Raw genomic sequence first — 11,720 nt, 5'->3', positions numbered from 1 at the left:
TCCCGCGTCTCAGGTCCACTACGTGCACACGAGAATGACCGTTGGTGGCGACGTCGAGGGTCACGGCGAGCCAGCGTCCATCGGATGACAACCTGGGCTCGTACGATGCGGCGTCCCCGACCGCCTCCATTTCCTTGCCGGAGCGATCGAACCACACCAGGCGCGAACTGTAGGAGCGGCGCGATTGGTACACGAGCGCGCCCGACTCGGACGCGGAAAACCCCACTTTGCCGAATCCTGGATCCTGCTCCAAATCCTGATTCACGATGGCAACGGGGTCACCGGTGAAGCGCAGCTTCTCCGTGTCGAACGGCTGCGCATACAGAGTTCCGTCGCGTACAAACAGCACGTGCCCAGCGGCAAAGGCTACGTTGCCGCGAATATCGGCGGACAAGAGGACACCCTCCCCCGCCTCGAGGGATCCTACGTACAGGCCGTCCCGCCCTCCCGACCAGTCAACGAAGTAGAGGAAATGGCGCCCGTCCGGGAGGAACGTGGGCCAGCGGTGGCTCTCGTTGGGCTCATGGAGCTTGGTCGCAGGCACGGGCACGCCGCCATCGGCCGACACACCGGCCAGAGCCGCTCCGATGTGTGGCGCGAACACGATGGTGCCGTCACGATTCCACGAGCCGCCCCGGCCAACGAGGGCATCGCAGATCGTTTGCACGCCCGCCGTTGCCAGATCGGCCTTCTTCAGTTTTCCTTCCGCGAAGAAGCCGATCGCTCGTCCATCGGGAGACCAGAACGGGTAAACCGCACCTTGCGTACCCGAGATTTCCTGGTCCGTGTTGGTGGCCAGCGACTTCACCCACAATGTCGTCACGCCGTCCGCGCTGGTTGCCGTGAACGCCAGGCGACTGCTGTCGGGAGAGATCGCAAAATCGTAGGCGACGTAAAAATGTCCCGCAGGCGGCGGGAGCGCGGTGCGGTACACCGGCGCCTTCGTGGGCTCGCTTCGTCCCCACCTTCCTCCGGCATATCCAGCCAGCGCTGCCAGCAGCACGGCGACCACTATCCAGCGCCACATGGGCGCGGCCCGGCGGGCGGTCGGCGCTGCCACTTCTTCGCCGTTGCGGATGCCCTCCAGTTGCAGCTTGATGTCGTGTGCGCTCTGCCAGCGCTCATCGGGATTCTTGGCCAAGCACACACGCAGCAAACGGTCGAGGGCCGCCGGCGTGATCGGCTGCACGTCCCGGAGGGGCTTCGGCTCCGACGAGAGAATCGCCGCAATCACGCTAGCCTTGGTCTTGCCGGTGAACGCTGGGTGCCCGGTCGCCATCTCGTACAGCACCATCCCCAGGGCGAAGATGTCGGTGCGGGCGTCGGCTTCCTTGCCCTCCAGTTGCTCCGGGGCCATGTACTGGAAGGTGCCCACGATGACGCCCTCCTCCGTCAGCGATTTCTCCCCAGAAGGGAGCGTGGGCGCGTCGGCCATCTCCCAGAGCGCCACCGCCACGGGCGCCGGCTGCTCCACCAGCTTGGCCAGGCCGAAGTCCATCAGCTTCGCTCCCGCCTTGGTCAACATCACGTTGCCGGGCTTCAAGTCGCGATGGGTGATCCCTTGGCGATGCGCCGCTTCCAGCGCCTCAGCAATCTCGGTCCCGTACTTCAGCGTTTGCTCCACCGGCAGCGGGCCGCGCTCCAGCCGGTGGCCCAGGGTCTCGCCCTCCAGGTATTCCATCACCAAAAAGTCCACGCCCTCCTGCTGGCCGACGTCGTGGAGAGTGCAGATGTGCGGGTGCGAAAGCTTGGAGATAGTGCGGGCCTCGCGCTCGAAGCGCTTTTGCAGGTCGGGGCGGTCGGCCAGCCGGGTGGAGAGGACCTTGACGGCAACCGTGCGGTCGAGCCGCGTGTCACGGGCGCGATAGACCTCTCCCATCCCGCCTGCGCCCGCTGCGGCCAGGATTTCGTAGGGGCCCAGGCGTGTTCCCGGCGCAATGGCCATGAGTTCGGGAATTATAGTCCGAAAGTGCGGGCCTGGCCTGCTTCCCCGGTGCCGGCTACAGCCTGGAGCGCGCCATTTCCACGGCGCGCAGCAGTGCCTCGGCCTTGTTCCGGCACTCCGCCAGTTCGCTCTTGGGATCCGAATCGGCGACGATGCCGGCGCCCGCTTGCACGTAGGCGCGTTTGCCTTTCATCAGCATGGTGCGGATGGCGATGCAGGAGTCGAGGTTGCCGGCGAAGTCGGCGTAGAGCACCGCCCCGCCATAGACGCCGCGGCGCACCGGCTCCAGCTCCTCAATGATCTCCATGGCCCGCACCTTGGGAGCGCCGGTGAGCGTGCCCGCAGGAAAGCAGGCGGCCAGGGCGTCGAGCGCGTCCAGCTCGGGGCGGAGCCGGCCTTCGATGGAGGAAACCAGGTGCATGACGTGCGAGTAGCGCTCCACGCGCATCAGTTCGCGCACCTTCACAGACCCGTATTCGCTGACCCGGCCCAGGTCGTTGCGTCCCAGGTCCACCAGCATGACGTGCTCGGCGCGCTCCTTCTCGCTGGAGCGCAGCTCCTCCTCTCGGCGCGCATCTTCCGCCGCGTCCCGGCCGCGAGGACGCGTGCCGGCGATGGGCCGGTACTCGAGGCGGTCGCCCGTCACCTTCACCAGCATCTCCGGAGAAGACCCCAGCACCTGCAGATCGCCCATGCGCAGGAAGTAGAGATAGGGCGAGGGATTCACGCGGCGCAGGGCGCGGTAGAGGTCGAAGGCGGCGACCCCGGGTTCGAAGTCGAGGCGCTGGGAGAGCACTGCCTGAAAGACGTCGCCGGCGGCGATGTACTGCTTCACCCGGCGGACGCTGGCCAGAAAGCGCGGCTCCGAAGTGGCGGAGCGCACTCGCATGGCGCCGCGAAGCTTTTTCCCAGCCTTGGCGGCGCTGGGCGCAACGGCGAGTTTCTCCTCGATGGCCGCCAGATCGGCCAGGGCGCGGTCGTAGGCGCGCCGCGGACTCTCGCGCGCCACGTCGGCGGTGGCGATGAGGTGGACCTGGTGCTGCACATGATCGAAGGCCAGCACCCGGTCGAAGAACATGAGCACGCAGTCGGGCGACTTCAGGTCGTCCTTGGCACGCGCCGGAAGCTTCTCCAGTTGCCGCACTGCGTCATAGGCGAGAAAGCCCACGGCGCCCCCGGTGAACGGCGGCAGCCCGGGAACGGCCGCCGGACGATGTCGCCGCAAGAGCTCGCGCAGCACCGGGAAGAGGCTGCCGCGCCGCCGTTGGCGTCGGCTGCCACGCTCCAGCGTGATCTCCTTTCCCTTCGCCCTCAGGATGAGGAACGGCCGCACGCCCAGGAAGGTGTAGCGCCCGATCTTCTCGCCGCCCTCAACCGACTCCAGCAGAAAGGCATAGGGTTCCCCCTCTGCCAAGCGGAGGAAGGCCGAGACTGGGGTGAGCTGGTCGGCGGGCAGGGAGCGGACCACGGGCACCAGGGTCGAGGTGCGGGCGAGGCTCAAAAACCGTCGATAATCAGGGTCGGGCACGGTCCAGCCAGTCTAGCAAAGCGATGGCGGCGCAAGACGCGATTGACGTATACTCCCCCGAATCGCTCACCCAACTTGTCTCCCCGCGGTGAGCGGCGAAGGCCGGCCGACCGGCCAAAGTGATCTCCAAACCGTCGCCGGCCCCAGGGAGTTTTGTTCAGCATCGGTCCGGCGGCGCTTTGGAAGCAGGAGGAGGAGCGAGCGCATGCAAGTGAAGTTCTGGGGAGTGCGGGGTTCGACGCCCACTCCTCAGCCCGAGAACCTGCGCTACGGAGGCAACACCTCCTGCGTGGAGATGCGCATCAACGGGCATCTCTACATCTTCGACTGCGGCACCGGTTTCCGCAATCTGGGCAAGCAGATGATGCAGGAATCCGCCGGCCAGGCGGTGTACGCCCACGTCTTCATCTCCCACTTCCACTGGGACCACATCCAGGGCATCCCGTTCTTCCTGCCGCTGTACAGCAATCCCGAGAACTATTTCTTCTTCCACTCCTCCAGCCGCAGCCGCGGCCTGCAGCGGGCCATCGAGGAGCAGATGGCCGACCCCTATTTCCCCGTGGACATGAACGAGATGAAGGCGCACCGCAACTTCTATGACATCGAGGAAGACCGCATCGCCTTCGACGACTGCATCGTGCAGTCCATGTGGCTGAACCATCCCCAAGGCTGCCTGGGCTTCCGGGTGGAGACCGACAACCGCGTGGTGGTCTATGCCACCGACAACGAGCCCGGCCACCCCGTCTTCGATAAGAACGTGCGCAAGCTGGCCGAGGGCGCCGACGTGCTGATCTACGACGCCCAGTACACTCCCGACGAGTACGCCGCCTCCCGGAAAGGCTGGGGGCACTCCACCTGGCGCGAGGCGGTCAACATCGTGATGGAATCGGGGGCCAAGGAGCTGATCCTCTTCCACCACGACCCCGACCATCCCGACAGCTGCATCGACGGCATCGTCACCGAGGCCCGCAACCACTACCCTGCGGTGCGCGCCGCCGCCGAGGGCATGGTCCTGCACCTCTAGGATTCGCGTAGCCCAGCCGCCCTCGGCTGGGGTGCCCGCCGCAGGGCGGCCACTAGCCCACCAGCCACCGCTTCTTCTATACTTCCAGTCCCGCAGAGGCCGCCATGACCATGAAGACCATCTCGCTGGAGCAGGAGATCAACCCCTGGGACTCGCAGGCGGCGCGCTTCGACCTGGCGGCCAAGAAGCTGAACCTGGACGAGGGGCTGTGCAAGATCCTGCGCCAGCCCAACCGCGAGATCATCGTCCACATCCCGGTGATGATGGATAGCGGCAAAATGGAGGTCTTCACCGGCTTCCGGGTGCAGCACTCCATCGCCCGTGGCCCGGCCAAGGGCGGCGTGCGCTACTCCCCGGACGTCACCCTGGACGAGGTCCGCGCCCTGGCTTCCTGGATGACCTGGAAGTGCGCCGTGGTCAACATCCCCTTCGGCGGAGCCAAGGGCGGCATCATTTGCGATCCCAAGAAGATGTCCCAGACTGAGTTGGAGAAGCTCACCCGGCGCTACACCGCCGAGCTGGTGGAGTTCATCGGGCCGGAGAAGGACGTCCCCGCCCCCGACCTGGGCACCAACGAGCAGACCATGGCCTGGATGATGGACACCTACTCCATGCACATGCGGCAGACGGTGACCGCGGTGGTCACCGGCAAGCCCATCAACATGGGCGGGTCGCGCGGGCGCCTGGAGGCCACCGGCCGCGGCCTGATGGTGGTGTGTGACGAGGCCCTCAAGAAGCTCAACATGAACCGCGAGGAGACCCGGGTGATCGTGCAGGGCTTCGGCAACGTGGGCTCGAACGCCGCGCGGCTGATGCACGACGCCGGCTACCGCATCATCGGCGTGGCCGAGTGGGACGGCGCCATCTACAACCGCAACGGCCTCGACGTCAACGCCCTGGTCGAGTACCGCCAGCGCAACCACACCCTCACCGGCTTTCCCGAGGCCGAGAAGTCCACCGGCGCCGAGCTGCTGGTCACCGACTGCGACATCCTCCTCCCCGCGGCGACCGAGAACCAGATCACCACCCAGAACGCCGGTAACGTCAAAGCCCGCATCCTGTGCGAGGGCGCCAACGGCCCCACCACCGCCGCCGCCGACGACATCCTCAGTGAGAAGGGCGTCTTCGTCATCCCAGACATCCTGGCCAACGCCGGCGGCGTCACTGCCTCCTACTTCGAGTGGGTGCAGGACCGCCAGGGCTACTTCTGGAAGGAGTCGGTGGTCAACGAGCAGCTGGAGCACATCATGCGCTCGTCGTTCGAGGATGTGGTCCGCTTCGCCGAAACCCACAACGTCAACAACCGCCTGGCCGCGTATATGCTGGCCATCGAGCGAGTAGCCTTTACCATCCGCCAGCGCGGCATCTACGCCTAGCGCCACCTGGGCCGCGGCTCATTGCTTTCCCCTTGCGGCGCGGAGCATAATCAGCCTGTTTTCGGCGTCAGGCGCCGGCCCGCGCGGTGCTTGCCGGCCCACTGACAACTGACTTACGAGCCACTAACACTGGTTCCCCGTGAACCTGCCCAATTCCATCTCGCTCATCCGCATCTTCGGCATCCCGGTGCTGATCTGGCTGCTCACCAGCAACACGCTTTCGAGCCAGTTCGGGCAAAAAGAGCTGACGGCTTCCGCGCTGTTCATCGCCCTCTCGCTCACCGATACCCTCGACGGGTATTTCGCCCGCAAGCGCGGCCAGGTCACGACGCTGGGCACGCTGCTCGATCCGCTGGCCGACAAGCTGATGATCACCGCCGCCTTCGTCACCCTGGTGCAGTTCAACCCGCGCATCGTCACCGCCTGGATGGCGGTGATCATCATCGGGCGCGAGTTCCTGGTGAGCGGCCTGCGCTCCATCGCCTCCTCCGAGGGCTTCACCCTCGAGGCCAGCGACCTGGGCAAGTTCAAGACCTTCGTGCAGATCTTCAGCGTGGTCGCGGCCATCGTGGACCACCGCTGGATGCTCTGGGATTTCGGATTTATGGTGGTCCCGGTGGAGCTGATCGCGCGGCTTTCCATCTGGTTCATGGTGGCGCTGTCGCTGGTCTCCGCCGCCGATTACTTCGTGGCCTTCTGGTCGAAGATCGATCACGCCTTTGTGAAGCGCAAGCGCCGGCGCTCCTTCCTGCTCAGCCGGCGCAGAGCGAAGTCGGACGATGTCCCCGCAACCTGAGAAAGCGACCGCCACCCCCGCCGCCGCCGCCGAAGCCGCTCCCCCGGGAGAGTACTCGCAGGAGGAGCGCGCACAGCTGCTGCGGCTGGTCCACCAGACTATCGAGGGGGCGCTGCGAGACCAGCGCGGGCCGATGGACTCGGCGCCCCCGGCGCCCTCGCCGCATCTCGCCGAACTCCGCGGCGCCTTCGTCACCCTGCATCTTGCCGGGACACTGCGCGGCTGCGTGGGATTCGTCCAGCCCACGCGCGGGCTCTACCACACCGTGATGGAGGCTGCGCTGAACGCCGCCTTCCACGATCCTCGCTTCCTGCCGGTGAGCCCGGAGGAGGCGCGGGGGCTCGAAGTGGAGATCAGCGTGCTCTCCCCGCTCCAGCCCATCGTCCCGGAAGAGATCGTGGTCGGACACCACGGGCTGGTGGTCTCCCGCGGCTCCTACCGTGGCCTGCTGCTGCCCCAGGTGGCGGTGGAGCAGGAGTGGGACGCGACCACCTTCCTGGAGCAAACCTGCCTCAAAGCCGGCCTGCCCGCCGATGCCTGGAAGAGCGGCGCAAACCTGCAGTCGTTCATCGCGGAAGTCTTCGGCGAGGATGGGTAGTGCGGCCGCGCTGCAAGAGCAGTTTCCTCGCTGCCCTCGGAATGACAATCGGGAAAAGAAAAGAAAAGCGGTGCACCGAAGCGCACCGCTGAGGTTCGGTCCTTGCCGGCGAGACGCCGGCGCTACCTTACTGGGGCCCGCTGGCGCCGGCCGGCACCACCCAGACGTCGGTCTTGCTGCCGCCACCCGTGCCCGTCCGCACCTCGATGCGCCTGCCATCGAGGCCCTTGTCCTTGGTCAGGTAGGCCTTGGTGTTGGCAGCGCGCTGGGAGGCGAGTCTCTCCCCGCCAGCTTCCCCGGGGCCGGTCTGACCGATCACAACGGCCTTGGCGTCGGGGTCACGCTGCAGTTGCAGCGCCACGTCATCCAGGATGGCTTTGCATTTGTTGTCCACGCGCGCCGTCCGGTTGAAGCCGCACTCGCTCATCCGGCTCTCTTGAGTCGGAGCCTCCACGTTGACCGAAGTCATGGCCGAGGCGGAGAGGTTGCGGTCGTCGGTGGCCGTGCACTTCACGCTGATGGGCCCGGCGCCGGTGCCGCGCGTATCCAGCGTGGCGGTGTTGTTCTCGCCCGCGACGCTGCCCGCGCTCGCAGAATAGGAATAAACCAGCGGGCGGTTGTCCGGGCTGGAAGCGTCACTGGTGATGCGCGAGCTCTCGCCTACGCGTACCGTCGCCGGATCGGCGCTGCACACGATGGTGGGCGGATTCTCCACCGGGGGCGGAAGCGGCGGCGGCGGCTCTTCCATCTCTACGTGGTCGCCCACCAGCATCTCTTCCAAGGAGTAGGTCAACATCACGGTGGAGCTCTTGGGACTGACGCTGAGCACGATGGCCTCGCCCAGGGAGCGCCGCGGCAGCTCACCCGAGCGCGACGATGGGAACACTGGGGGCTTTTTCTGCGTGTCTTCGATGTTGGTGGCCTTGTAGGAGAGGGCGTCCACCGGCTCCATCTTGGAGATCTCGTAGTCGCGCACTACACGGAAGTAATCCCCTATTTTCACGCCCTGGTCGGCACCAACGTTCAGGTAGGCTTTGCGTCCGGCGCCCATGACGGTGTCGAAATCCCTGGCCATGACGATGCGGCCCTGGAGCTTGCCATTGGGCACGGCAAAGCGGTCAAAGGCGACGTCGCGGCGATACTGGGGGACGGTGCGCTCGGAGTAGGACATCACCAGGTCGCCCGGGCTCATGGTATCGCAGGCAAATTCCACCCGCGCGATGGTGATGTTGTTGCGTGTGGCCACCACCCTGACCCGGCCCATGTCGGCGTAGGGCTCGCCCACGGCGGAGATGGCCGCGATCTGCCCCGGGAAGGCCTGGTAGTGGTTGGGGTCGCGGAGGTGGCGAACCACCCACAGCAGGGTGCCATCAGCATAGCTGCCGCCCTGCATGTAGATGTAGTCGCGGTCGGCGAACTTGGTCTGGTGGGGCGTCGCCCAGCCGGCCACCACGAAGTTCGTCTCCGGGACGAGCTGATTGGTGATGAATCCTGAGCAATACACGTCAGACACGGTGGGCGAGGCCACCCGTTGCGTCAGGTTGGTCGCCGCCATCTGCGGCGCCGGTCCCGCGGGCTGCTGGGCCACCAACGCCACTGCAGCCAACATCATGAGCACAAGAGCCAGTTTCTTCATGTTTCCTCCGGAATCCTCACCGCGAGGGCGGACGACACCAAGACAAAGCCAGCAAAAAGACAGCTTTTGCGGCAATCTCCCGGATGGAACGCTAACAAAGCGGGCGAAGTGGGTCAAGCCCATAGTATTAACCTTAAAGGTACGGGGCAGTCCGGGGGCCCCGGCGGCGGGAAAAGGCCTGTTGCGTTGCTCCGGGCGCGCCTGTAAGATTTGCGCCGGCCGCCGCGATTTTTCCGGCTCCGCAGGGGGCCGGAGCAGCCGAACGGCCCCGCAAGAGAATGTCACCTTCAGCCACCTACGCGCCCCGACTGTTGCCCCTGCGGCTTCCCCGAGTATGCGTGGCCATCGTCGGCAGGACGCCCCCCGAAATGCTGGAGCGGGCGGAGGGGGTGGTCCGGGATAACCCCTTTATTGAGTTCAGGTTAGACTACCTGCGCCAGCCCTCCGCGGGCTTTGCGCGCATCAAGCGCTTCTTGGACTATCACCCCGAGGTCCTGGCCATCGCCACCTGCCGCAGAGCGCGGAACGGAGGCAAGTTCCGGGGTTCGGTAGCCGGCCAGATCGACCTGCTCATCCGAGGGGCGGCTAGCGGCTGCCAACTCCTCGACCTGGAGTTGGAGAGCGTCCTCAAGCTCAAGCCCAAGGACGTGGAGCGGCTGCGCACCCATGCGGCGCTCATCCTCTCCTTCCACGATTTTCGCGGTACCCGCAAGCTGGACGAGACCTTCAAGAAGATGCAGGCCATCCCCGCTGACTTCTACAAGATCGTCAGCACCGCCAACCGGCTCTATGACAACGTGGTGATGATGAAGTTCCTGGAGCAGAAGAGCGAGAAGCACTCCATGGTGGGGGTGTGCATGGGGGAGCCGGGCATCATCAGCCGGGTGCTGGGGGTGCGGGCGGGAAGCGTGTTCACCTTCGGCGCGGCCACGGCGGGGGAGGAAACGGCGCCGGGCCAGATCGCCGGGTACACGCTGCGCAACACCTATCGCATCGACCAGGTGGACGCGGCCACGCGCGTCTATTGCGTGGCCGGCGACCCGGTGGCGCATTCGCTCTCGCCCCTGCTGATGAACACCGCCTTCCGTCGCGAGAACGTGAACGCCGTCTATCTGACCCTGCACGCCAAGACCATGGAGGACCTGCTGGCCTGCGTGCGCGACATCCCCATCCACGGCATCAGCGTGACCATGCCCTACAAGGAGGAGATCCTCAAGCACCTGGACAACACCGACCCGGTCAGCTCCAAGATCGGCGCCTGCAACACCGTCATCCGCGGCCAGGACGGGAATCTGTACGGCTTCAATACCGACGTGGCCGGGGTGATCCGTCCGCTGGAGCAGCGCCTGGTCATCCACGGAGCCAAGGTGCTGGTGCTGGGAGCCGGGGGCGCGGCGCGGGCCGCGGTCTTCGGCCTGAAGGAGCGCCAGGCCGACGTGTACATCATGAACCGCACGGCCGGGGCGGGAAAACGGCTGGCCAAGCAGGCGCGGGCCAAGTTCATCGGGCGCTCAGCGCTCAAGAAGCTGGCCTTCGACGTCATCATCAACGCCACCCCGGTGGGCATGAAGGGAGCGCGCATCCCGCTCAAGGACCGCGAGATCAACGCGCGGGTGGTGATGGACATGGTGTACTCCCCCGCCGAGACCCGCTTTCTGCGCGTGGCCCGGGCGCGAGGGCTGCAGGTGATCCCCGGCTGGGAGATGCTGCTGCACCAGGCGGCGCGCCAGTTCGAGATCTGGACGGGCAAGCCGGCGCCGGTCGACGAGATGCAGCGCATCCTCATGGCGGCGCTGGAGCAGCAGGCGGCCGCGACCGGCAAGAAGAAAAAGTAAGCCTGCGGCGCCCATACCCTTAGGGTTGCTATTCCCCCCTCCGGCGACTAGGATTAAGAGGTTGGAGATGGCGCAACCCCGCCGAACTCCTCGTTCGCCCAAGCCCAATATCTTCCACAAGCGACGTCGGTAACCAAGTCCATGGCGACCGCGGTCCTTCCGCGTCCGCCCTTGATCGGAGCGACTGACATGGCGTGGTACGCATACTGTATCGCCGAGCAACAGGCCTTCCAAGGTGACTCCCGGGCCCGCCGCCCCTTCCCCATAGAGAATCTCAAAGGTATCCAGGACGCCCAGGTGATGGGCTATCCCAGCGGGGAGTTTGCGGTCATCGTGAGCGAGTACGAGCATACCGGCGGCCTGGAGCAGAAAGCCGCGCTGGAGCACGCCCGGGTGGTGAGCGAGTGCTTCCGCGCCACCACCGTCCTGCCCTTCCGCTTTGGAACCGTGTTTGACAGCGATGACGCGCTGCGCCGCGCCGTCCGCTCCAACCGCAAGGCCTTCCTGGCCAGCGTCACCCATCTGAAGGGCAAAGCCGAAATGCACTTGAAGCTGCTGGTGAAGGACGGCTCCCTATTGCAGGCCATCGTGGAGGAGCCCCTGCCCCTGACCGCCGGCGGCGAGTACTTGACCAAGCTGCGGGAGAAGGCGGCCCGGCATCGCGAGCGCCAGACCAAGGCCCGCGCCCTCTCCGTCCAGGTGCACAAGCTCTTTCATCCTCTGGAAGAAGACGTGAGCTGCAAGAAAGTGGTCACGGGCGGGATGCTCATTGACATCGCCCACCTCATCGACCACAAGTCGGTGGAAAAATACCAGAACCGCTACGCCGGCGCCGCGCGCCGCCTGAAAAACTGCGAGCTGCTGATCAGCGGCCCCTGGCCTCCCTACCACTTCATGCCGGACAAACTCCGCACCGGCACCGGGCACAGCTAGGGGACGGCTGCAGGCGAACCAAGTCCACGGCCTGCGCGATTAGAGCGGT

Annotated in this window: 9 protein-coding genes; 6 read left to right on the top strand and 3 right to left on the bottom strand. The window is 65.9% G+C overall.

All coding sequences use genetic code 11. The features are described 5' to 3' along the window. Positions 1-1,945, bottom strand: a 1,945-nt coding sequence (locus VGQ94_10375; protein HEV2022919.1) for a protein kinase, incomplete at its 3' end; no start/stop codon positions are given. Between the two features lie 55 nt (positions 1,946-2,000). Continuing rightward, a complete protein-coding gene (gene trpE / locus VGQ94_10370) occupies positions 2,001-3,446 on the bottom strand; it encodes an anthranilate synthase component I (GenBank protein ID HEV2022918.1) in 1,446 nt (481 codons plus the stop codon). 232 nt (positions 3,447-3,678) lie between these two features. Here trpE and VGQ94_10365 point away from each other — a divergent pair, with 232 nt between their 5' ends. The 4 genes from VGQ94_10365 (at position 3,679) to amrA (ending at position 7,267) form a co-directional block, all read left to right on the top strand. Beyond that, a complete protein-coding gene (locus VGQ94_10365; protein ID HEV2022917.1) occupies positions 3,679-4,497 on the top strand; it encodes an MBL fold metallo-hydrolase in 819 nt (272 codons plus the stop codon). 110 nt (positions 4,498-4,607) lie between these two features. Continuing rightward, positions 4,608-5,873: a Glu/Leu/Phe/Val dehydrogenase gene (locus VGQ94_10360; protein HEV2022916.1), complete on the top strand. Its 1,266-nt coding sequence runs from the start codon at positions 4,608-4,610 to the stop codon at positions 5,871-5,873. 139 nt (positions 5,874-6,012) lie between these two features. Continuing rightward, positions 6,013-6,669: a CDP-diacylglycerol--glycerol-3-phosphate 3-phosphatidyltransferase gene (gene pgsA / locus VGQ94_10355; protein ID HEV2022915.1), complete on the top strand. Its 657-nt coding sequence runs from the start codon at positions 6,013-6,015 to the stop codon at positions 6,667-6,669. Beyond that, entirely contained in the window at positions 6,653-7,267 is a 615-nt protein-coding gene (gene amrA, locus VGQ94_10350; protein ID HEV2022914.1) for an AmmeMemoRadiSam system protein A, read from the top strand. The genes pgsA and amrA overlap by 17 nt, the downstream gene beginning before the upstream one ends. A gap of 127 nt (positions 7,268-7,394) precedes the next feature. Here the strand turns inward: amrA and VGQ94_10345 are convergent, their stop codons facing one another. Further along, on the bottom strand, positions 7,395-8,903 hold the full coding sequence (locus VGQ94_10345) for an OmpA family protein (protein ID HEV2022913.1): 1,509 nt from the start codon (positions 8,901-8,903) through the stop codon (positions 7,395-7,397). A 338-nt stretch (positions 8,904-9,241) separates the two neighbouring features. On the opposite strand from VGQ94_10345, the gene aroE reads away from it, so the two are divergent. Both aroE and VGQ94_10335 read left to right on the top strand, forming a co-directional pair. Continuing rightward, positions 9,242-10,738 carry a shikimate dehydrogenase gene (aroE, locus tag VGQ94_10340; protein HEV2022912.1) on the top strand — a complete coding sequence of 499 codons (1,497 nt, stop codon included), beginning with the start codon at positions 9,242-9,244 and terminating at the stop codon, positions 10,736-10,738. Positions 10,739-10,927: 189 nt separating this feature from the next. Next, on the top strand, positions 10,928-11,671 hold the full coding sequence (locus tag VGQ94_10335; protein HEV2022911.1) for a GvpL/GvpF family gas vesicle protein: 744 nt from the start codon (positions 10,928-10,930) through the stop codon (positions 11,669-11,671). The last annotated feature ends 49 nt before the right edge of the window (positions 11,672-11,720 follow it).

The sequence above is a fragment of the Terriglobales bacterium genome (assembly GCA_035937135.1).
In the GTDB taxonomy this organism is placed as follows: Bacteria; Acidobacteriota; Terriglobia; order Terriglobales; family Acidobacteriaceae; genus DASYVL01.
The sequence above is the reverse complement of the archived record's forward strand: the minus strand, read 5'-3'. Positions and strand labels throughout refer to the sequence as shown.

What these genes read in the sequence shown, in the direction of transcription:
- VGQ94_10335 (HEV2022911.1), top strand. Translation starts at nt 10,928, where the DNA reads ATGGCGTGGTACGCATACTGTATCGCCGAGCAACAGGCCTTCCAAGGT.
- VGQ94_10365 (HEV2022917.1), top strand. Translation starts at nt 3,679, where the DNA reads ATGCAAGTGAAGTTCTGGGGAGTGCGGGGTTCGACGCCCACTCCTCAG.
- VGQ94_10345 (HEV2022913.1), bottom strand. Translation starts at nt 8,903, where the DNA reads ATGAAGAAACTGGCTCTTGTGCTCATGATGTTGGCTGCAGTGGCGTTG.
- amrA (HEV2022914.1), top strand. Translation starts at nt 6,653, where the DNA reads ATGTCCCCGCAACCTGAGAAAGCGACCGCCACCCCCGCCGCCGCCGCC.
- VGQ94_10360 (HEV2022916.1), top strand. Translation starts at nt 4,608, where the DNA reads ATGAAGACCATCTCGCTGGAGCAGGAGATCAACCCCTGGGACTCGCAG.